The following is a 24,114-nucleotide window of genomic DNA, read 5'->3' on the forward strand; positions in this document are numbered from 1 at the left end:
AGGCGGCGGGCGCGCGCCGTGCTGAACCGCGCGGGCGGCCGTCGCCGTTCTCCCGGGCACAGCCGCCCGCCGATCAGAGGACCGCCGCCCATGGCCATCAACCCGCCCGAGGGGATCGCCGACTTCCTCGCCTTCGTGTCGGGCATGGAGTGGCCCGAGGCCGACGAGGACCTCATGCGGCGGGTGGCCGAGCACTACAACACCATCGCGGACGACCTGGAGACGCTCTCCGGGTACGTCATCGAGCTCATCCCGATCGTCAAGAACGACTTCGAGGGCGAGGCCGCCGAGTCGTTCCTGGTCTCGATGCGGGACCTGACGGGCCAGACGGCGGGCGCGAACCAGCTGGAGCAGACGGCGGAGCTGTCCCGCCGGCTGTCCGAGGTGGCGCTGAAGGTCGCCAACCAGGTCGAGTACTCGAAGATCATGGCGATCCTCCAGCTCGTGCAGCTCCTGGCCGAGATCCTGTTCGCCACCCTCTTCTCCGCCTTCACCTTCGGCGCGGTGTGGGGTCCCGTGTCGGCGCTGTTCGCGGCCACCCGCGAGGGCCTCCACCAGCTCTTCCGCTGGCTGCTCCAGACGATCCTCAGCCAGACCTTCATCGGCATCATGGGCGGCGTCTTCCAGGACACCGTGATCCAGCTCTACCAGCTCACCTCGGGCCACACGTCGAGCTGGAACACGGAGTCGCTGCTCGACTCCGTCAAGCAGGGCGCGCTGAGCGGCGTGGTCGCCGGTCCGCTGGAGATCCTGTCCCACTACGGCGGCAAGATCCTCGGCCGGCTCCTCGGCGGCAAGCCGCCGGCCTCGATCATCAGCAAGCGCGTCGACGACGTCCTCAACAAGATCGACGACAAGCTGGACGACGTCACGCCGAACCCGAAGCCCGACGTGCCGCCGGGCGGGGCGGGCAAGCCGGGTGGTCCGGAGGGCCCGAAGGCGAAGGAGGACCTGCCGCCGTCCCCGCCCAACACGCCGCCGGCGGACGTGACCCCGCCGCCGGTCCCGCCGAAGAGGACCGAGACGGCCCCGCCGCCGGTCCCGCCCAAGAGCGACGTGGCCCCGCCTGTTCCGCCCAAGAGCGACGTGGCCCCGCCGGTCCCGCCGAAGACCGTCGGCGACGGCCTCGTGCCCCCGCCCGCCACCGGCCGGCCGAAGCCGGAGACGCCGGCCGGCGCCGGGGCCAAGGACGGGCCGAGCGCCCCCGCGGCGGGGAAGCCGGGCGCTCCGGCCGCCGGCAAGGGCACCGCCCCGGTCACCGGCAAGGGCGACGTCCCGGCCACCCCGCCGAAGGCGGACGTGCCGACGACGGGCAAGGGCGAGGTGCCGACGGCGGGCAAGGGGGAAGTGCCGGGCGCGGGCAAGGGAGACGTACCGACCACGGGCAAGGGCGAGGTACCGACCACGGGCAAGGGCGAGGTGCCCGGCGCGGAGAAGCCCGAGGTCCCGAACGCCCCCAGGACGGAGGGCGGCGACACGGCCGGGGCGGGTGCCGGCGCGGGCAGGACGGGCTCCGGGGACGTGCCGGCGGCCGGAGCGGGCTCCAGGACCGCGGACGCGCCGGGGCCCGTCGGCCGCGCCGCGGGCGACGTGGAGAACCCGCTGGACGACCTGCTGTCCACCCCGGAGGCCCGCTCGGCCTTCGCCAAGGACATCGGCGAGCTCTTCGGCGGGGTCACCCGCAACCTGGAGACCGGGTTCATGCGGCACGGCGCCGGCAGCATCGCGGACTCGTTCGCCGACAAGATGGGGGAGGTGTTCAAGAAGCATCTCGCGCACGAGGGCGCCGAGCAGGCGGGCCAGGACTTCGGCAAGATGCTGACCCAGAAGTGGGGGCGGGCCGGGGCCGACCACGCCGACCTGCCCGAACTCCTCACCGAGGCCATGGGCGACCTGGGCAACCTGGCGCCGCTCAAGAACCTCGCCGACTCGATGCCGACCCTGTTCGCCCGGTCCGAGCACAGCAACGTCCTCGCCCGCGTCTTCAAGCAGGAGAACCCGCTCCAGGGCAGTCCGATGTACCAGCTCGGCGGTGCCGTCGCCTCCCTCCTCAACGAGGGCACGAACGAGATGCTGAGCGAGGGCTTCTACAACCTGATCTTCGGGGACGGCACGTTCAAGGTCAGCGGCGGCCCCTTCGCCTCCGGCGTGGCCATGGGCGCGCTGAGCGCCGGTCTGCACCGGGCGTTCGAGCCGGTCATGGTGAAGTACCAGAACTGGGTCCTCAGCCACCAGCACGCCGACAACCCCACCGACAGCAAGTACTTCGGGCTGCTGCACCCCATCAACATCGCCTCGTTCGTGTCGAACATGACGGGCAACCCGGCCCCGTGGCCGGTCCCCCGCCCCACTGCGGGGGCCGAGGAGACCAGCTTCAGGCAGGACATGAAGGACATGGTGAAGTGGGTCTTCTCCCACCCCATCACCGGCACCCCCTTCTTCGCCGACCTGCCCCAGCGGCCGGACGCCACGGCCGACGACGACGGCGACGGCGACGCCTTCACGCCCCTCGACCTGGACCTCGGGCCGTCGTTCGGCGACGAGATCGCCAAGGACCCGCTGTTCCGCACCGAGTCGGACGGCGACCTGGTCGCGGACGGGGGGCCGGACGCCGTCCTGACCACGGAGGAGGACGCCGGCGGCACCGGCGTCACCGCGCCGCCCCGGGCCACCGTCTCCTCGGACCTCTCCTCCCTGCTGGGCGACGACACGGAGATCCCGGCCCCCTCGCCGGCCGGCCGGCCCGTCACCCTGAGCGGCGGCGACGCGTTCGGCGCCTCCGTGCCCCAGGACACCGACGCCCCGGCGCGGGCACGGACGACGGCCGAGGCCCCCTCCCCCTACGACTGGGAGCACCTGGAGACTCCGGGCGACGACGAGCTCCTGTACCTCCCCGTCGACGACGCCCCGCGCACGGACGGCGAGGACACCCGCGCCGACGACGACAGCGCCCGTACGCCCTCCGGCGACCGGGCCGACGGCAAGGCCGGCGACGGCGGGACCGGCGACGGAGACGACGGGAACGGGAACGCCGTCGAGGGCGGCGACACCGTCGGGAACGACGCCGGCGACACCCACGGCGACGACGGCGGGCGCGACGACGACCCCCCGTCCGGCCCGCCCGTCCGGGACATCCCCTCCGGCATCGCCCTGGGCGTCCTCAGCCCCGCCCAGACCACCGCCCTCCAGTCGATCCCGAAGCGCCCCGGCGTCTTCGTCGTCGGCATGCACACCGACCCGGACGCCCCGAACGACCAGGCCACCGTCCTCAAGGCGCTCGCCGACGCCCACGACGAGGGCCGGCTCGACGGCGTCACCGAGATCCACTTCACCGCCTGCAGCCTCGCCGCGCCCGTGCACGAGGGCACGGTCAGGACCGTGATGAGCGGCCTGTGGAAGCACCGCGCGCAGTCGGGTGCCGCGCCCACGCCGGACCCGCTCACGGCCCGCGCCGCCGACGCCCCCGTCTGGTACGTCCCCACCACCGGCGGCGACCCCGACCGCACGCACCACCTCCTCACCGCCCAGCACATCGGCCTCACCCCCGACGGGAAGATCGCCGTCGTGGACCGGGGCGCCTGGCACGTGTACGGCGACAGCGGCGACCCGGAGCACACCCCGGTCCGGACGACCCCCGACCCGGACGCCCTCCCCGACGACGCGGTCGCCTTCCTCTTCCGCACGCCCGCGGTCGACGCGGAGCACCCGGACGCGGTCAAGTTCGGTGACGGCGACGGCGACGACCGCCCGCCGGCCCAGGACGACCCGCTCGCCTCGGCCCAGGACGCCTCGCTCGACGACATGGACCGCATCGCGTACACGGAAGCCTCGGTCCAGTACGAGAGGAACCTCGCCGCCTATCTGGCCCGGCGGCGGGACGTCCAGGAACTCGCCGGGCAGTTGTCCGGCGTCCTCTGGGACAAGCTCCACCGCATGGAGGGCATCCACGAGCGGCTGGGCACGCAGAGCAACGAGTCGCCCGGCGCCGTGGGCACCGGGTGGGCGCAGCTGGAGCAGGTCGCGAGGAACGGAAACCTGCGGGAACGCATGGCCCTGTACTTCAACGCCATCTCCTCGAAGGCCCTCGGCGAGAGGATCGGTCACGCCCCGGCCCCGCCGTCCTCCATCCTGGACGAGCGCAAGTACCGGTACGACAACCACGAGTTCGTCGCCTACCGCAAGCTCACCGACCAGGTGCCCGCCCTGCGGGAAAAGGTCTCCGCCATGCCGGAGGGGACCGACGAGGAGAAGGAGCGCAAGAAGGAGGCGCGGAGGGACTTCGAGAAGCGCGACCGCAGGTGGAAGCAGCTGTCCGCCGAGCTGAGGAGCTTCGGGGAAGCGGACATCGTGCCCCGCCTGAGCGCGCGGGAGCGGCCGCTCGCCCTGAACGCGGAGAGGAAGGTGCGGTGGATCCCCGGCGGGGCCCGCTACCTCCTGAAGACGGAGCTGCTGTACCTGAAGCAGACCCAGGAGCGTCTGGTCACGGCCGGCACGTCGGGTTCGGGCTTCATGTTCCACCGGTACGCCCAGCTGATGGTCGAACGCGGATGGTTCCCGAGGATCAGCCACAGGACACTGCGACTCGCCATCGTCGCCTCCTTCATCAACCAGGGACACCACTCCCTGCCGGAGGTCATGGCGGGCTCCGCCGCCTTCGCCGCGTACTACCGCGAGAAGCACCCCGGCCGGCCGCTGCCGGACGACATCGCGGCCCTTGAGGCGCCTCCCTCGGAGCCCGGCCGGGACTACTACCGCACCATGAACCTCGTGCCCGAGGCGGAGCTGCGCGCGTACGTCGCGCACGAAGGAAGGTTCCCCGACGAGATCGCCGAACGGACCATGGAGGAACTGCGGCGGACGTACGCGGCGCGGGACGAGGAGAGCGGGCCCGCCGGCAGCGCCTCGGCGGACATGGACCTCGACGAGTCCGTGTCCCAGCCCTCTTCCTCCGGTTCCTCCGGCAGGAAGAGGGGGAACCCCGACGACAGGGACGAGGACGGCGACGTCCTCATGCAGGACCCCAAGCGGCCCCGTCAGGGCGACGACGACGGTGACACGGCCGCGAACGTCCCCGAGAACTCCCCCCACACCCTGCCGGGGCGGGTGCGGCCCGAGGAGGTCTCCCCGGCCGCACGACCGGTCACGGCCGACCGGTGGGCGTCGTGGCGGTGGGCGCCGGGCCGGGAGGACGTGCCGCCGCCCGCCCGGGTCCGTACCGAGCGCTTCGACCCGGCGGCGGACCCGGACGCCACCGGCCCCTTCCCGGGCACGGCGGACCGGCGGAACGAGGACGGGACCCTCGCGGGCCGGCGGACGCTGATCCGCGCGGACGTCGAGCGGTTCGTCGTGCCCGAGGACGGGGACGGCGCGCCGGGCGGGCCCGTCCGGCTGGTGCGGGTGACGCTGCCGGTGGCCGTCGGCGACTCCTTCTCCGCGGCCGACGCGGCCTCGCTGCGCGACCGGATGCAGGGGCTGCTGGACAGCCACGTCAACCTGGGCTTCCGGCTGCCGCGCACCGGCGACCAGCTCCACATGGAGGTGGACCTGGTCCCGGCCCCCGGCGGCGCGGACCTGGTGCGGGTGACCCGGGACGGCGGACCCGGCACCCGGTCCGATCAGCTGAACCTGCGGCTGCACGCCGACGGCTCCGATCCGGACGCGCGCGGCCGCGACGACGCCATGCTGCTGCACGAGCTGCTGCACTACGCGGGGCTGCCGGACCGCTACCACGACGCGGAGACGCTGTTCCGGCACACGCCCGACCGGGCCGACGCGTCCGGGGTCATGGCGACGTCCGTCCTGCCGGACGGAACCCTGCCCCGCCGCTACCTGGAGGCCGTCGAGGACGCCACGGAGTCCGGTTCCGTCCTCCACGACAACGAGGGTCCGGGTTCCTGGACCGTGCCGTCGCCCTCCCCCGTACGGGACATCCCGGCCGGGATCGCCGTCGGCGCCCTCTCCCCCGCCCAGGCCGCCGCCCTGCGGGCGCTCCCCGCGCGCCCCGGCGTCTTCGTCGTCGGCACCCACACCGACCCGGACGCCCCGCACGACCCGGCCGTCCTCCTCAAGGCGCTCACCGACGCCCACGACGAGGGCCGGCTCGACGGCGTCACCGAGATCCGCTTCACCGGCTGCGGCCTGGCCTCCCCCGTCCACGGGTCCACCGTGCGGACGGTGATGAGCGGCCTGTGGAAGCACCGCGCCGAGAACGGCGAGGACAGCCCGCTCACCGCGCTCGCCGCCGACGCGCCGGTCTGGTACGTGCCCGGCGGCGACCGGGTGTTCACCGCCCGCCACGTGGGCGTGACCGCCGACGGCCGGATGACCGTCCTCGGCGGCGCCGACTGGCACCGCTACACCGACACCGGCGCCCCCGACCACACCGCCGAGACCACACCCGCCGGCGACGACGGGGCCCCCGCCGACGCGGAGCGCCTCACGGACGGCGACGAGACCGGCCCGGAGTACGAGGGCGCGGTGCGGTTCGGCGGCGACACCGACGACGAGGACGGGGGCGAGGCCGGTGTCGGGAACGGGGACACGGACGGGGACGACGAGGCCGTCGCGGTCAGCATGCTGGTGGACGGCCTGCCCGACCTCAAGAGGCGGACCGTCTCGTTCGGCAAGGGGGAGAAGACCCTCGGCCCGCAGGACGAGACGGAGCTCCGGAACCTCGCGGCGGAGCTCTTCCCCGAGCTGGTCCGCCGCGCCGGGGACCCCTCCCTGGGCGAGCTGCGCATCGAGATCGTCGCGGCGGGCAACAACCTGCGGCCGGGAGCCGCGGAGAAGACCGGCTGGCAGCGCGCCCAGGCCGTCTCCCTCCTGCTGAAGGAGGAGATCCACCGCCTGGCGCAGGGCCTGAGGCAGGAGAAGGCGATCAGCAGGGCCCAGGCGGAGACGGCGCCCGGCCTGGCGAGCTTCACCCTCCTCTCCCGGGGCCTCACCGGAATCAGGGGGCTCGACACGTCGGGCGACGTGTCCCGGACGGCCCGGCGCCGCCGGGCCACCGCCACCGCGGAGGTCACGTACGAGAGCGCGTACCGTCCCCGGCTCACGCTGTCCGTGGAGACGACCGCCCAGGCGGTGGACCTGTTCCGGCGGATGGCGGACCGTCCCGTGGCCGAGCGCACGGCGGTCTCCCTCGACGAGCTGACCGGTCCGCGGATCTTCTGGAAGTCCTCGTCCGACCTCCCGGACAACCACAACCTGGTCATCCAGGTGCAGACGGCGCAGGGGGGCGGCCAGCGCCACCTGACGGGAAACATGTCGCTCTTCACCCCCGGCACGCTCGTCCACGTGGCCTCCTTCGAACGGACGGACTCCGGCCGCTCCCTGGTGACCCTGCTGGAGGTCGGCCCGGACACCGTGTGGCCGCCCGAGGGTCCGGAGCGGGGCGAGCCGGTCCTCGGCCTGCCCGGTGTCGGCTACCCGGGCCCGAACCGGCCCTTCGACTCCACCCTGAAGTACGTCAAGGAGGACCTGAGGCCGAAGGACGGCGAGGGCAAGGGCGAAGGCAAGGGCAGGAAGAAGGGCAGGGAGAAGGACCCCCGGACGACGGCCGAGGAGAAGCGGAAGCCCGGGACGGAAGCCGAATCGAGCGCGAGCGCGAGCGCGCGGCCGAACCCGGACGCGAACCCGGACGCGAACCCGGACGACGCGCCCCAGACCTCGGGCCACTACGAGTTCCAGCAGGCGTACTACATCCACCGCGGTGAGGTGGACGTGGAGATGGAGGACGGCGAGCCCTACGTCCGCTTCTACACCGCGGTGGTCAGCCGGGACACGGTGACGGCCCACGAGAAGCCCCACGAGTTCACCGCCGAGCACAAGGACGTCCAGCAGCACAAGGACACCGGCGAGGTCGTCGTGGCCACGGGGGACAAGCCGGGCGGAACCCTGTGGGTCGGCATGGGCACCCCCGCGCGGGCCATCGGCTGGGCCATGAAGTACCAGGCACAGTTCCCGGACAAGCAGCCGCTCATCCGTTCCTTCCTCGTCCCCCTGCACGTCTACCAGCGGATCACGTCGGCCTCGGTTCCGGAGCACGACGCCGGTTCGCTCGGGCACCCCTACCGGGGCAGCGCCTCCCTCACGCCCGAGGGGCTGCGCGACCCCGAGGAGAACCCGGAGAGCGAGGTCGAGAAGATCTACCAGGCCCGGTGGAACCGCCGGGCGCCCGGCTCGGCTCCCGTCCCGATTCCGGAGCACACGGAGACCGACAGGTCCCACGGCGCCGACGAGGACCCCGAGCCCACCGTCGACCGCCCCCTCGCCGGACGGCCCGTCAACACCGACCAGTCCGGCGAGCGCAACCAGTTCGGCGTGCGGGGCGAGAACCTCCTCCTGCTGCGCAGGAGCATCCGGCCGCACTCCCTGATCACGTACTACGGCAACCGGGAGAAGCCCGGCCTGACCCCCGACGGGGACACGGGGCACTACCGGGACGGCGACGCGGTCCACGTCGACGTGCTGCGCGACCGCCTCGGCATCCCGTCCGTCGACGCGCCGCAGCTGAAGGACCGGTACAACCCGTGGGTCCAGAACGCGGGGCACGTCAACTCCCCCGACGTCCTCCGGGGGATCTCCGGCCAGCTGCGGCAGTTCCACGAGACGTGGAAGCAGTCCCGGCAGCGGCCGGCCGAGCGCAGGGTGGGGTACCTCCTGGAGCCCGACATGCCTCCGGAGCCCTACGGGAACCGGCCCAACCTGGCCTTCGGCAAGCGGCTCGCCGATCTCAAAAAGTTCCTGGACGAGCACAAGCAGTACCTGACGGACCCGCAGAACAAGCCGGTCCCGCTGGACTTCCTCGGCACGCCCGACCCGGACCTGAAGTCCCCCGCCGACCTCGACGCCCGTGCCGCCGTGGAGACGTTCATGAAGAACACGGTCCTGCCCTGGGCCTCCCACGCCGAGATCGGACTCGTCCTCTCCCTCCAGAGCCAGGAGGTCAAGAACGACCTCAACATCACCGACTCGCCCTTCGTCCACGACTTCGACGACATGCGGCGGCGACAGCCGGAGGAGGCCCACCTCCAGCGCCAGGTGGGCGAGGAGCTCACCGGGCTGTGGCGGGAGGGCACGTCCCCGCACCGGGTGATCGACCGCCTGATCCGGGACTACCCCGAACTCGCCCTCCTCTACAAGGAGATCTGCGCGACGAGCGAGGGATACACCTTCTTCCAGCACGCGCAGATGGTCCTGGGCCAGTACCTCAAGCTCGCCCACCGCGACCGGGACAGCGCGGAGCGGCTGGTGCCCGTGGACGCGGTCGTCAAGGCGATCCTCTTCCACGACATCGAGAAGGCCAACTCGAAGCTGATGTACGGGGGCGACGGGAAGTCCAAGGCCAGGAAGGCGGAGCTCCACGACCACGAGGCCGAGCACCGGGGGGCCGTCGAGGTCATGAACCGGTACCGCTACCTGTGGGGCGACGTCGACAAGGACCCGTCCGCCCGGTTCGCGTACCGGGCGGCCGTCATGATGGTCGACTCCGACCCCTTCGGCTTCTACTACCGGGACAAGCACCACTTCCTCCGGCCGAAGGGCTCCGACGACGACGCCAGGGCCGAAAGCGGCAGGCTCAACCGCGACGTGACCTTCCACTGGATCGTGGAGTCGGCCATGAGGCTGCGCGGGCGCGATCTGGTGACGTCCGACGGCGACGTGCGCCGCCTGGCCGAGCTGACCACGGAGGACACCGAGGACATCCGCCGGCTGTTCCACGAGTTCCACCAGTACTACCAGGCGGACTTCTCCTCCTACACGACCTACAGCACGTACGTCGGCTACAAGGAGCCGCGGACCACCCCGGAGGAGCGAGCGCGGGCCGAGGAGAACGCCAGGACCACCCGGCGGCGGGCCGAGGAGAACGCGGAGCGCGAGAAGCAGGGGCTCGATCCCCTGCCGCAGCTGCCCCCCGCGCCCTCCTTCAGGATCGCGTCCCGCGAGCTCGACGCGGTGAAGTCCGGCCAGAAGACCTTCACCGAGCTCTTCGCCCCCGTGCCGGAGAAGAAGAAGCTGGTGCTGAACCCGGACAATCCCTACGGCACCGGCCCCAGGACGGCCGAGACGTCCCCGGTGCGGGGGAGGTCCTCGCTGCGGTTCGTCTTCGCCGACCTGGAGCGGCACTACGGGATCGCGACCATGTTCGACGATCCGGAGGGCCTCTCCCCCCACAAGGACTACGAGGGCATGTACCACGAGCTCGCGAAGATGTTCGAGAGCGAGGAGAGCTTCAGGGAGCACTACCAGCGCGTCGGCGGGGAGCGGATGCGCCAGGAGGCGAAGTACCTGGGCGACGAGAAGAACGCGAAGGGGGACGACTCCGAGGCACCCGCCCAGAAGAAGGTGAAGAAGGTCACCAACCTGCTGGACGAGGAGGGCGCGGACGACCTGTTCATCGAGTTCGGGAACGACCGGACCTCCGCCCCGACCGCCACACCCTCCTCCGCCACACCCTCCTCCGCCTCCGCCGACGCCCTCGACGACGCCCCCGCCACCGTCCGGGCCTCCGACGAGCGGATCGGCGAGCTCGTCGAGGCCCTCACCCGCTCCCACCAGGACAACGGCACCCGCCACCTCGTCGACCCCGACGCCGGCGACGCCGAGGCGGACAGGATCCGCGGTGCCGTCGGACGCTTCCCCCGGGACGACCGGTTCTTCACGCTCGCCAGTCACATCACGGGGAACGACGGGGCGCCCGTCTGGCGCGGGCAGCGGGTCACGCCCGGCGAGCTGGCCGCCGTGCTGTCCCGGCTCGCCGACCAGGGGGCGTGGGACACCGCGAAGCCGCTGCGGTTCGCCGCCTGCGGGCTGGGCGGGGACGTGGAGCGCTCGTACGCCGCCGACACGCTGCGGGAGCTGAGGAGGCTCCGGCCCGAGCTGCCGCTCACCGCGTACGCCCCCCGGTCCACGCTGTGGTTCGTCCCCTCGGTGACCGGTACGGACCCCTCGGGCACCGGGCACACGGTGGTGGCCCGGAAGGTCGCCTGGGGTGCCGACGGCACGCCCCGGCTGGTCCCCGACCACTGGGTCCGGCTGTCCCTGCCGGCGGACGGGGACGGCGCGGTCGAGGCCACCCTGCTCGGCGCCCACATGCCGCCGGACGGCGTCCTGCCCGACGACGCGCTCTCCCCCGACGACGTGCCGGTGACGACTCCGGCGCCGGAGGGCTATCTCGTCGACGACGGCCCCGCGGACGGGGACTCCTCCCGCGCCGTGCCGTTCGGCCCGGCCTCGGACGCCGGCGACGGCCGGCCCGAGAGCAGCGCCGCGGCCCTACGCCGCGAGGAGGCCCGGCGCCGCGCCGCCACCGACCACGGCACCGACGCCCGGCGCCGCGACGAGGCCCGGCGCCGCGCCCTCGCCGAACGCGTCGTCGCCGCACTCCTTGCCACCCCGCGCCCCGCCGCCGACGGCTCCCGCGCCGACGACACCTCCCGCGTCAGCCCCGGAAGCCCTCACGACGCCGTCACCGCCACCACCTCCTCCTCGGAGGACTCCCCGTCCCCGAGGGCCCCCTGGTACACCGCCCGGCAGGCGCTCGGCGACGGGCAGGTCATGACCGTGACCGGGGCTGCCCCCCGGCGCAAGGACCTGGAGAGGGCCCTGGCACCCCTGGCGGAGAGGCTGGGCGGAAGGGAGACGGTCGACCGGATCGCCCGGAAGCTGGCCCCGCTGCTCGGCGGGAACACGCCCGCCGACTGGGACGGGTTCCTGCGCAAGGGCGCGGCCTTCCCCCTCGGCGACAGGACCGTGATCGTGACCGCCGGGCCGAGCGGTCTCACCCACTCCTCGGTCCAGCCCGAGGGGCAGCCGGCCCCGTACGCCTCGCGCAACCAGCCCGTCGCCGGTCACGTCCAGTCCTCCGGCGGCAACCTCGGGTTCTCCGGCGGCCTGGACGCCGTGACGAAGCTGGCGGGCCTGGGGGCCCCGACCGGTGTGACCCCGACCGTCAAGGTCCAGGCCGGCGGCTCGTACGGCTCGGCCCGCACCGCCACGGCGGAGACCCAGGCCGCAGGACGGACCGTGCTCAAGGCGATGAACGAGTTCACCGGTGGCGTGGCCCTCCGGGTGCACGTCATCGGGAGGAACGGCGACGCCTCCACGGCGGAGGCGTCGCTCCCCGTGCAGCTGAGGTTCGCCTTCCCGGCGGACGTCACCCCCGACGCGCCGGAGGACGACTGGCACGTCGTCCGGCCCGAGGCGCTCAAGACCGTGCTGTCCACGGTCAACGCGATCGCGCCGGGACCGCTCCTGGTCGACCTCGCCGCCACCCTGCACAAGGCCGGGTTCGCCCCGGACGCCGTCTCCCGGTTCGTCTCCGACGTCGCCGACGACTTCTTCAACGAGAAGTCCCTCAAGGACGGCAACCAGTGGTGGAGCACCGGGAGTCTGACCTCCCGGGCGTTCAGCGGCGGAGGGCTGCGGAAGTCGCTCGGCGGCCACTTCGTCGTCGGCGCCGCGCTGACCGGCCTGCGGCCCAAGGGCACCACCGGGAGCGCGCTGCGGGTGCGGGAGGACTTCTCCGCCACGTTCGGCGTGAAGTCGAGCAACAAGCACGCCGACAGGTCGGGCATCGCGTTCGGCGCGACCGTGCCGCTGAGCACCTCGGCGTTCTCCTTCGCCCCGAACGGGGAGCTGGGCTTCAGCGCGTCCCGCACGCACAACTTCGACGTCGGCGGCTCCGACAAGGGCAAGGTGAAGATCAAGCACAAGGAGGAGATCCAGGCCGAGTACCACGCCACGGCCCGATTCCACGTGGAGTTCCTCTCGACGTCCAGGCGTCCGCCGCTGACCTTCACCTCGACGGTGGAACTGGCCGTGGGCGTCCCCGCCTCCCGGTCCGCCGACTTCGAGGACCTGCTGCTCGGCCCGGAGGCGGAACGGACCCCGGCGAAGGAGCAGCCGGTCCGGGACACCTCCGAGGTGGCCCACCACCCCTCGCGCCTCCAGACGGCGGGGGCGGCCGTGCTCGCCGCGCTGCGGCCGGCCCGCAAGGAGCCGTCCGCCCTCCTCGACCGCACGACGGCGCCGCCGTTCCCGAAGAGGCCGGTGACCGGCCCGGCGGGGCTGCTGAAGGCGTCCGAGCGGCACCCGATCGAGATCGCGGCCCCCGGCGGCCGGCTCCCGGCCGGTGCCGCGTGGGCGGGCCTGGACGGCAACCCGCGGGTGACGCCGGTCGCCCTGGACCAGCTGTACACGCCGGTCCCTCCGGGCGCCTCCGCCCCGGCCCTCCGCTACCAGGTGGACGCCCTCGGGCGGATCACGGGCGTGCAGCGGCTGCGTCCCTCCACCTTCGCCGAGGCGTTCGGCACCCTGGAGACGGCGGACCACGCGGCCCGGCTCGCCGAGCTCCACGCCGGCCACCCTCAGCTCGCCTTCGACGTGCGGTCCACCCCGGACGGCCCGTCGGTCCTCGTCCCGCCCGGCCTCGCCGGCGTCCCGCGGCTGCCCGTCCGGCCCGGCCCGGACGGGACACTGACCGTGCTCGGCACCGTGCACCACCCGATCGAGCACGCCCCCGGCCCCGACCGGACGACGGCGGAGACGACGGCGCCAGAGCCCCGTGACGTCCAGGACGTCGTCGTCGACCTGCGCCGCCTCGGCTCCCTCGACCAGCCGGTGGCCGTACGGGTCGACCCGGGGTATCCGCACGCCGACGCCCTCGCCCACAGCCTCCGGGACGACCCCGGCCTGACCGTCCTCCAGGACGGCGGGACCCCCCGGGCCGTCGAGGACCGGCGACCCAGCGGCTACGCGGTCGAGGTGGCGGCGGACGGCACCGTCACCGGACCCGTCCGCCGGCGGGACTTCGCCAAGGACCCGAGGGAGCCGGCCGCCCTCGCCTCGCGCACCGGCCTGGGCTCCGGTGTGGCCTCCGAACTTCCCGGCGGCGAGCAGGTGCTGAAGGCCGCGCGGAACTGGCTCGACAGCCATCTGGAGCGGAACGGCCTGAAGAACGGGCTGGACGAGGAGCGGTACGCGCAGTTCCACCGGGAGCTGGAGGCGTCCTTCGGCACGCCCGCCCTGCGGGCCCACTTCGCCGACCTCCTCGGCTCGGGCGTCCCCCTCGTCCTGCACGTCGGCGGCCGGGAGATCCGGCTGCACCTGCGCAGCGAACTCCTCGACCTGTGGGGCAGGTCCACCGAGGACGGCCTGTCGACGACCCGCGCGGTGACCCACAGCACGAACCAGGCCGTCGGCGTCGGCGACCAGAGCGGCGGCTCGCTCTCCCTCGGCTTCACGCCGCGGTTCGAGCCCCAGAAGGACCACCGGATCGAGATGCCCTCCGCCCGGATCGGCGGCGGCGTCACGTTCTCGAACACCAAGGAGTCGGTGGCCGCCACCGTCAAGACCTCCCGCGAGCAGGAGACCAGCGGCGGCCACACCGTCTTCTCCTACGAGGTCGTCCACCACCTGACCGCCACGGTCCACGCCAGCGGGGGCGAGCTGGTCTCCGGGACCGCGTTGACCGTCGAGGGCCCCGGCGTGTCCGCGAAGGTCCGTGTCGGTGACGACCACCTGGCGGCCCCCGGCGCGCCCGTCTCCCCCGCCGTCGGCACCGTGCGGGACCACGTCGCGGACGACACCGCGTGGGAGAACCACACCGAGCGGCGGGTCATGCCGGCCCTCCGCCAGGGCACCGGAACCATCCACCCCGAATTCCTCGGCACCTCCCACCTCGCCCTCGTCACGGCCCGGACGGTCGCCGGGGACAGCGGAGAGAACCCGCCCCAGGGCCTGGACGACGCGTTCGCGCGGCACTCCGAGGACGCCGTCGGCGCCCTGCGCCGGGGTCTCACCCAGGAGATCGAGAAGGTCTTCACCCCGACCTTCCTCCAGTCCCGGTTCGAGCAGCTCATCGGGGCGGACGGCGCGGTGTTCCCGCTGCCGCGGACCTCGTCCGGCCGCTCGCAGGCCCTCGTGATCCGGCTGCGCGCGGGCCGGCTCCAGCACGAGGGGACCGGCGCCGGGACCAGCCTGGGATACGTGGCGGAGACCGGCACCAAGTCCAGTACAGCCACCACCCGTTCGTACAACTTCGGCTTCGGCGCCGGCGCCGGCGGCTTCGCCGGTCTCACCGACCGGGGCGTCTCGGTCGCCGGAAGCGCGACCCTGGACTACACCCGTACGCACACCGCGGTGCGGACGGACGCCTCGGCGAACACCCTGTCCTCGACCCTGACGCACAAGGGCACCACCCACCGCTACCGCGCCGACGCCCACTACGAGATCACCCACCACACCTGGAAGCCCGCGGACCGCCTCACGACCGGCCCGTCGGACCACACCACGACGACGCGGTACGTGCAGGTGAACGGCGGTCTGGAGCTGTCCGTGCCCGAACCCGAGGCCCGCGCCCTGGCCCTCGACGTGCCCGCCGGGCCCTCCCCCGCGGCCGGGTCCGCCTCCGGGTCCGGCACCACCGCGGGGAACCGCGTGTACCTCGACGCCGACCTGGCGAAGGCCGTCGCGCACGTGGAGAAGCTCGACGCGGAGCACGTCCTGCCGACCGTCAGAAGGCTGCTCGGCGCCCTGCCGGACATGCCGGCGGACGTCGACGGCAGCATCCCCACCGATCTGTCCCGGGGCCTGAGCGCGGTCTTCTCCGCGGAGTCGCTGCGCGCCGACTTCACCGCGCTCACCACCACCTCGGTACGCCAGCTCGTCACGCTGCGGCAGAGGACCGGTGGCACCCGGCTGATCGGCATCCGGGTCAAGGCCGAGCTCGGCGCCCCGGCCCACACCGGCTCCCGCGACACTGCCACGCTCGTCACCGGCGACACCGCCACGGCGTCGGGCGCGTCCGCCACCGGGACGTCGAACAGACTGAGCCTGCAGGGGACCCTCGCCGTGAAGGGGCTCGACGCGGCGGGCAAGCCGGTGGCCGGGGTCAGGGCCGGCGGCGGCCTGGAGGGGACCACCGGCTCGACCCGGACCGAGACCTCCTCGGAACGCGACCAGCACACCCTGGAGTTCACCGGTGCGGTCCAGCAGTTCACGCACCCGGTCAGGTACCAGGTGGACATCTTCGAAGCCTCCGAACCCCACCAGCTGGCCCAGATGGCGGAAACCGCGCTCAAGGCCCCCGCGCGGCTCGTCGACCGGGCCACGGACGGCCGGGCCGAACGCTGGCTGGCCGACCGGTGGGGCGAGCAGTGGGATCGGTTCTTCCCGTCCGGCCACACGCCGAAGCAGAACGAGACGATCCCCGGCAAGACGGTCCGGCTGCTGGTCCCCGACCACCTGACCGGGGAGACCGCCCCGGCGCCCCCCGCGCGGGCCGAGCCGAAGGTCTCGGTCCGCCCGCAGGGCCCCTCGGTCGTCCCGCCGCGCGTCGAACGGCTCGGCACGGCCCTGGCCTCCGAGATCCAGGCCCTGTCCCTGCCGAAGCTCGACGCGGTCGTGAAGTGGCTGCCCACCGCCGCCGCCCGGCCGCACCGGGTCGAGGCCGGGGACACCGACGCGCTGACCCGCGGGGACCTCGCCCCGACGACCCTGGCGGGCCTGCGGACCGACCTGCTGACCACCGAGCGGAACCTGCGCGCCCACGTCCGGCAGCTGCTCGGCGGGGGGTACGAGGTCCCGGTGGCGGGCACCGGGAAGGTCACCGTACGGCTCCTCGTCCACCGCACCACGCACATCGCCTCGGAGACCCTCGACACGAACGTGGAGACGGGCGCCCGGGAGCGGGAGGCGGAACGCGAGCGGGAGAAGGGCACGACCGCCTGGTCCGCCTCGGCCGCCCCCGACGTCCGCCTCCACTCCACGAGCCTCGGAGAACCGGGGGAACCGGGTGCCTCCGAGCTCGCCGTGAACCTGAACGCGCAGCTCCTCGGCATCGGCGGAGAGTCCGGGAACAACCTCGGCACCAGCCGGAGCGAGACCGTCGACGAGCGGGACAGGAAGAAGGGGCTCCAGCACTACTACAGGGCCGACGTCACCTGGGTCCTCACCGGCAGCCGGAACACCACCGTCGAGATCGAGGTGCCCGGCGGCCTGATCGGCCTCCTGTCCGACACCGCGGTCGACACCCTGCTGAAGAACCACCAGGACGACTTCGGCGCGAAGCCGACCCCGAAGACGAAGGAGACGACGGAGACGACGGAGACGACGACGAAGGAGACGACGACGAAGGAGACGAAGGAGGCGGAGGAGACCACGGAGACCACCAGGACCACGGGGACGCCCGGGCCTCCGAAGCGGAGCCGCCCCACCGTTTCCTTCAGCCTGCCCACCGTGGACTGGACGTCCTGACCCGTTCGCGGCGGATCTGAACCGGTGCCGGCGTTCCGTACGTTCCCCCGGGAGCGCACGGAACGCCGGGCCCCCGGCCCGCCCGAACCCCAGGACAGGAACCCGCCATGACCGACCCCGAGCCCCGGCCGGAGTTCCGGCTCGCCTCCGTCTTCGACCACGCGGACCCGGTGACGGGTCCGGGCTTCGCCACGGACCACCCGGTGGTCGAGGACCCCGAGCTGCACGCCCTGCTGCTGGAGCGGCTGGCGGCCGGGACGCCCGTGCTCGCGACGCCGGTCCTGATGGACGACGTGCTCGACGCCTCCCGGGTCGCGGAGGTGCCGCTCACCTTCCGTACGGACGGGCGGTGGGTGTGGACGGACACCGTCACCTACTACCTGGAGCACTACGCGCTCGCCCCCGACCCGGAGCTGCTGGCGCACCTGGGCGACCCCGGCTACACGGCGCCCGGCCCCCTCGGGCAGGACGTCGTCGAGCGCGCCGCCGCCTTCGTCCTGACCCCGGCGCCGGAGGGGACCGAGGTCCATCCGCTGGGCTGACCGGGGATGGTGAACCGCGGGGCGGCGCCGGTCCGTTCGTACGTGCGCGGAGGGTTCGCGACGACCGAGGGGAATGACGGTGGACGACAACGAGGTGCGGGCCGGAAGAGACGCCGGGCGGGACGCGGCATCCATCAGCCTGCCCGCGGTCGCCTGGCAGCAGGCGGACGAGGAGCCGGAGGGCGAACCCGGGCCGAAGCCGGAGACGGAGCCGGGCGGGGAGCCGGACGGAGGGGCCGGGAGCCGACCGGTCACGGGAGCCGTGGCTCCCGGACCCGTCTCGGAGGCCGATGCCGAGCCGGAGCCCCCGGCCGCGACCACCGGCGCCGCCCCGGCCGTCCCCGCCGCCGGCGGGACCGGGAGCGATGCCGAGGCCGGCACAGGAACGACCGGCCCCGAGGACGCTCCAGAGGGCGCCTCCGCGGAGGGCGCGCAGGCCGCCTCCGACGCGGACGGCCTCGCCGCGCAGGCCGCGGGAGCGGCCGGAACGGCGGCGCGGGCCGGATCCCGGCCCGCCCGGCGGCTGTCGAAGCCGGTGATCGCGGCGGCGGCCACCTCGGGCCTGGTCCTGATGGGCGTGCCGCTGCTGCTCTCGCAGATCGGCGGCGGCGGCGGTTCGGGACCCGGTTCCCTGCCGCCGCGCCCCACCGGGTACAGCCAGGCCGACGGTGGCCCGGGAGGCTTCGTGCCGCGGGCCGACGCGCCGGAGAAGGGCTCCGGGCTGCCCGGCCCCCTCGCACCGGGGACGACGAGCGCCCCGGGAAGGACGTCCCCGGTCGCCGGGAAGGCCCCCCTGTCCACGAGCGTCGCCGGGGCCGGCGCCGGAGTGGGCGCCGGGGTCGGCGCGGGCCCGGCGCCCACCTCGTCCCGGGCACCCGGCTCCTCCCAGGAGCCCGCCTCCTCCCGGGCACCCGGTGCGGGACGGAGCCCGGCGCCGACCTCCGCCGCCGGGGCCGGTTCCGCGCCCACCACGGCCCCCGCCGCGCCCCGGGAGACCACCGCCGCCCCGCAGAAGCCGGTCACCCAGGCACCCCCGCCCCCTCCGGCGAAGGAGCGGTACTCGGCCGTGGCGGGGCCGGACTGCGCGGGCAGCGGCGCGAGTTTCACGTACAGCGGCTGGTACACGGACGGCAAGGAGGGCTGGCAGAAGTACGGCTCCGGCGGCCACGCGGGCGACGGCTGCAACGGCAGCTTCCTCTCGCTGCCGATGTCCGGGAAGGCGGGCTCGGACGCCGGGAACGCGCTGCGCTGGACCTTCCGCACCGGCGCCGTCACCTCCGGTACCTGCCAGGTCTCGGTGCACATCCCGAACAACGGCGACATCAAGGCGGTCGGCGGCAGACCGGCGTACTACACGGTGCACGCGGGAACCACGGGCAGCGATCCGATCCTGCGGTCCTTCAACGTCGACCAGCCGTCCCTGCGGGGCCAGTGGGTGAGCGCGGGCAGCGTCCGCATCACCGGCGGCGTGCTGACGGTGAAGCTGCACGACCGGGGCCTGGACTGGTCCGGCTCGCAGAAGACCTACGCCCATCACGCGGGCGACGCCGCCCGTGTCCAGTGCACCTCCGCCTGAAAGGGATCAACCACGCATGTCGCGCCATGTGCTGACCGTGAGCGCCGAGGCGCAGCACGACCGCCCGTCCGCCGGCGGCCCGTACCGCACGATCGGGGCCGCTCTGGAGGCCGCGCGCAGCGGCGCGGTGATCTCGGTGCGCCCGGGCCGGTACGAGGAGAACCTGGTCGTCACCAAGATGGTGACGATCACCGCCGAGGACCCGAACGGGACCGTCCGGATCGTGCCGCCCCGGGGAACGGTGGTGCAGGTGGTGGCCGAGGCGGTGCAGCTGACGGGGCTGCTGCTCCAGGGCCTGGACGACGAGCTGCCCGTCGTGGACGTGCCGCGCGGGCAGGCGGCGCTCCAGGACTGCGAGGTGGTGGGGAACGCCTGGACGGCCCTGCTGACCCGGCAGCAGGGCTCGCTGGCGATGCGGGGCTGCCGGGTGACCAACCCGGGTGGGGCGGGGATCGTGGAGACGTCCACCGGCACCAGCGTGATCGACGGCTGCGTGGTGGAGCACCTGGGGACCTCGGCGGTGGTCATCGGAGAGCGGGCCAATCCGACCTTCCGCAACTGCGTGCTGCGCGACGCCCGGGGCAACGGGGTGTGCGCGAACGGCGAGGGCCGGGGGCTGATCGAGAACTGCGAGATCTCGGCGACCGACAAGCCGGCCATCGCCCTGGAGCAGAACAGCGCCACCCGGGTGGTGCGGACCTCGGTGCGGGACTGCCTGCTCGGCGTGTACATCAGCTCCAAGGAGCGGGTGGTCCTGGAGGACTGCTCGGTGTCCGCGACGAAGGTGCACGGCATCGCGCTCGCCGAGGGCACCGATCCGGTGCTGAGCCGCTGCCGGGTCTCCCGGACCAAGGGCAACGGCGTCCATGTCACCGGGCGTTCGCGCGGCACGTTCGAGGAGTGCGAGGTCACGGCGGCCGAGGGCACCGGCATCTGGGTGGAGGAGTCCTCGGGCCCCTCGTTCAAGCGGTGCGCGGTGCGGGACGCGAGGGAGGCCGGGGTCCAGCTGACCGGGGACAGCGCCCCGGACTTCGACCGGCTCACGGTGCGCGGCGGCGCGGGGGCGGGGGTGCGCGTGCTGGAGGGCGCGAACCCGATGCTGCGGCGTCTCGGCGTGTCGGACGTGGCCGGAGCGGGGGTGGAGGTGACCCGGGGAGGCCGGGGCCGCCTGGAGGGTTCGGAGATCTCCGCCACCGGGCAGGCGGGGGTGCGGATCGCCGACGGCGGCGACGCGTACGTCGGCACCACCACGGTCCGGGAGACCGGCGCGGCCGGCGTGTCGGTCGGCGGGGGCGGGACGGCGACGCTGCGGGACTGCGAGGTCGCCGACGCGCCGCAGGAGGGGGTACTGGTCGAGGACGGCGGGGAGCTGACCGCGGCCCGCACCCGGGTGCGGTCCTGCCGGCGGTACGGATTCCGGGTCGCGGCGGGCGGCCGGGCCTCGCTGAACCGCTGCGAGGCGGTGGACAACACCGGCGACGGCATCCGCGTGGACTCCACGGAGGCGGTACGGGTGCACGACTGCACGGTCTCCGGCAACGGCGGCTCCGGGCTGCGCCGGCTCACGCCGTCGGCGCGGCTCGCGGTGGAGAACCTGACCAGCACGGAGAACGAGCTGCCGGACGCGTACGGGGAGTCGGCGGCCGAGGCCGGCGGGCCGGGGCCGGAGCCGGACGGGCCTCGCGGGGCGGAGGTCCGCGAGGGCGCTCCGGACGGCTCCGCCCGCGAGGGGGCGGAGGCGGCGGCACCCGCCGCGTCGCGCCGGCCGGACGGGCCGCTGGAGGCGCTGGACGCGCTGGTGGGCCTGGACGGGGTGAAGGAACAGGTCGCCACTCTGGTCAACCTCAACAAGCTGGCCCGGCGACGGGAGCTTGCGGGGATGCCCGCGCTGCCGATGAGCCGCCACCTGATCTTCGCGGGGCCGCCCGGCACCGGCAAGACGACGGTGGCCCGGCTGTACGGTTCGATCCTCGCCGAGCTGGACGTCCTGCCGTCGGGCCATCTGGTGGAGGTGGCGCGGGCGGACCTGGTGGCGTCGATCATCGGCGGGACGGCGATCAAGACGACGGAGGTCTTCCAGCAGGCGCTGGGGGGCGTGCTGTTCATCGACGAGGCGTACACCCTGTCGCAGGGGACCGGCGGCAGCGGGCCGGACTTCGGCCGGGAGGCCATCGACACGCTGGTGAAGCTGATGGAGGACCATCGCGACGAGGTCGTGGTCATCGTCGCCGGGTACTCGGAGGAGATGCGGGGCTTCCTGGACTCCAACCCGGGCCTGGCGTCCCGGTTCAGCCGCACCGTGGAGTTCGAGAACTACGCGGACGACGAGCTGACCACGATCGTCGCGATGTCCGCCGCCTCGCACGGCTACCAGCTCGCCGACGGCACCCGCGAGGCGCTGACGCTGCACTTCGGGACGATGGCGAAGGGCGCCGACTTCGGCAACGGCCGGGCGGCGCGCAAGGTGTTCGAGGAGATGGTGGACCGGCAGGCGTCCCGGCTGGCCGCCCTGCCCGAGATCGGCAACGCCGACCTGGCGCTGCTCACGCCGCAGGACGTGGGGGCGGAGGCAGCCAGGGCGGTCGCGGCGTCCGGCGCGCCGGCGGAGCGCAGGACGGAACTCCTCGACGAGCTGCGGGCGATGATCGGCCTGCCCGCCGCCAAGGAGCAGGTCGAGGACCTGGTGAATCTGATCAAGCAGGTCAACCGGCGCAAGGAGGCCGGGCTCCCGACGGCCACGATCAGCCATCACGTGGTCTTCTCGGGCCCGCCCGGCACCGGCAAGACCACGGTGGCCCGGCTGTACGGGCAGCTGCTCGCCGAGCTGGGCGTCCTGCCGGGCGGTCAGCTGGTGGAGACGGCGCGGGCGGACCTGGTGGGCCGGTTCGTCGGCCACACCGCGCAGTTGACGAAGGACGCCTTCGACCGGGCGCGCGGCGGCGTGCTGTTCATCGACGAGGCGTACACGCTGACGCCGCGCGGCGGTACGGGCAACGACTTCGGGCAGGAGGCGGTGGACACCCTCATGAAGCTGATGGAGGACCACCGCGACGAGGTCGTGGTCATCGTCGCCGGGTACGCCGACGAGATGCGGGGCTTCCTGGACTCCAACCCGGGCCTGGCGTCCCGCTTCTCCCGTTCGGTCGTCTTCGAGCACTACACCGACGAGGAACTGGTGCGGATCGTGGAGGCGTTGTCCGACAAGGCGGGGTACGTGTGCCCGCCGGAGACGCTGGCGGCGCTGGGCGAGCTCTTCGCGGCGGTGCCGCGCGACCGGAACTTCGGCAACGGCCGCTTCGCCCGCCAGGTCCTGGAGACGATGATCACCCGGCAGGCGGGCCGGCTCAGCCGGCTCGATGTCGACGACGTGGCCGAGCTGAGCCTGCTGCTGCCCCAGGACGTGCCCTGGGACCGGGTGCCGGACGGTGTCGCGTGAGGCGGGGCGGGGCGGCGGTCCTCCCGGCGGCCCTGCTGTGCGGGACCCTGGCCCTGCTGCCGGGGAGCGCGGCGGCCGTGCCGGGCCCGGACGGCGGGACCGGCGCCGGGGCGGTGGCCGGCACGGCGGGCACCGATCCCGCCTCGCTGCCCGCCGTCACGCAGCGGCTCTCCGGCGACGCCTGCCGCAAGGCGTCGGACCGGAAGGTCACCGGACTCCCCTGGCCGCAGGCGCTGTTGCGCCCGGACACGGTCTGGCCGCTGTCCGAAGGGGCCGGGGTGACGGTGGCCGTGGTGGGCTCGGGGGTGGACGACGGCGCCGGGCTGCTGGGCGACCGGCTGAGGCGGACGCCGCGCCTCTTCGCCGGCGGCGGCGGGGCCGCGGACTGCGTCGGGCACGGTACGTTCACGGCCGGCCTGATCGCGGCGGCCCGCACTCCGGGCGCGGGGTTCGCGGGGATCGCGCCCGAGGCGCGGATCCTCGACGTGCCGGTCACCGACCGGCGGGGCGACACCACCCCCGAACTCCTCGCCCGGGGCATCCGGGCGGCCGTCGGCGGCGGCGCCCGGGTGATCGCCGTGGTGGCGGTGGCGGGCACGGACAGCCCGGCGCTGCGGAACGCCGTGCGGTACGCGGTCGCCGAGGGCGCGGTCGTGATCGCCCCGGCCGCACCGGACGGGGCGAAGGGCCCGGCGTACCCGGCGGCCCATCCGCAGGTGGTGGCGGTGGCGGCGACCGGCCCCGGCGGGAAGGCGTCCGGGCAGGCCCCCGAGGGCCGGGTGGACCTGACGGCACCCGGCGAGGCGGTGATGGGCCCCGGGCCGGGCGGCCGGGGCGCTTTCACGGCCTCCGGGCCGAGCTACGCGGCGGCGCTGGTGGCCGGTACGGCGGCCCTCGTCCTGGACCGCCGACCGGAGTTGAGCGCCGAGGCGCTGGTCCACCGGCTCCGCGCCACCACGACGGGGCCGGGCGGGCCGGTGCCGGACCGGACGCGGGGGTACGGCCCGGTCGATCCGATCGCCGCCGTCACGGCCGTGCTCCCCGAGGAGCGGGGCGGCGCGGCGGTCCGGGCGGTGGCTCCCGGAGTGGTGATGCCGCCCGCGCCGGGACCGTCCGCCGCCGGGTCCGCCGGGTGGGTGGCGGCCGGTTCGCTGGCGGTGCTGGCGGGGGTGGCGGGTGCGGCCGCCGTCCTGCCGCGGGGCCGCCGGCGGGGGTGGCGGCCGGGCGGCTACCGCGCCCCGGAGGCCGTGAGAAGCAGCGGGCCGGAGCCGTTCCCGCCTTCCTAGGCCCGCGCGTCAGGA

The 24,114-nt window shown here is 74.1% G+C and carries 5 protein-coding genes; all 5 read left to right on the forward strand.

Annotated features, from left to right (window positions below):
* The first annotated feature begins 90 nt into the window (after positions 1–90).
* The 5 genes from ACFVU3_RS06055 to ACFVU3_RS06075 all read left to right on the forward strand — a co-directional run bounded on the left by ACFVU3_RS06055 (position 91) and on the right by ACFVU3_RS06075 (position 24,099).
* Positions 91–17,259 carry a hypothetical protein gene (locus ACFVU3_RS06055; RefSeq protein ID WP_390064069.1) on the forward strand — a complete coding sequence of 5,723 codons (17,169 nt, stop codon included), beginning with the start codon at positions 91–93 and terminating at the stop codon, positions 17,257–17,259.
* Between the two features lie 107 nt (positions 17,260–17,366).
* Positions 17,367–17,801 (forward strand): hypothetical protein, encoded by a 435-nt coding sequence (locus tag ACFVU3_RS06060; RefSeq protein WP_390064070.1) that lies wholly within the window; start codon positions 17,367–17,369, stop codon positions 17,799–17,801.
* 79 nt (positions 17,802–17,880) lie between these two features.
* Positions 17,881–19,377: a hypothetical protein gene (locus tag ACFVU3_RS06065; protein WP_390064071.1), complete on the forward strand. Its 1,497-nt coding sequence runs from the start codon at positions 17,881–17,883 to the stop codon at positions 19,375–19,377.
* 16 nt (positions 19,378–19,393) lie between these two features.
* Positions 19,394–22,813 carry a right-handed parallel beta-helix repeat-containing protein gene (locus tag ACFVU3_RS06070; protein WP_390064073.1) on the forward strand — a complete coding sequence of 1,140 codons (3,420 nt, stop codon included), beginning with the start codon at positions 19,394–19,396 and terminating at the stop codon, positions 22,811–22,813.
* Positions 22,810–24,099: a S8 family serine peptidase gene (locus ACFVU3_RS06075; RefSeq protein ID WP_390064074.1), complete on the forward strand. Its 1,290-nt coding sequence runs from the start codon at positions 22,810–22,812 to the stop codon at positions 24,097–24,099. Before ACFVU3_RS06070 ends, ACFVU3_RS06075 begins: the two co-directional genes overlap by 4 nt.
* The last annotated feature ends 15 nt before the right edge of the window (positions 24,100–24,114 follow it).

This window comes from Streptomyces sp. NPDC058052 (assembly GCF_042885515.1).
GTDB lineage: Bacteria > Actinomycetota > Actinomycetes > Streptomycetales > Streptomycetaceae > Streptomyces.

Coding starts and splice junctions, on each gene's coding strand:
- ACFVU3_RS06055 (WP_390064069.1), top strand. CDS start 91: ATGGCCATCAACCCGCCCGAGGGGATCGCCGACTTCCTCGCCTTCGTG.
- ACFVU3_RS06070 (WP_390064073.1), top strand. CDS start 19,394: ATGTCGCGCCATGTGCTGACCGTGAGCGCCGAGGCGCAGCACGACCGC.
- ACFVU3_RS06060 (WP_390064070.1), top strand. CDS start 17,367: ATGACCGACCCCGAGCCCCGGCCGGAGTTCCGGCTCGCCTCCGTCTTC.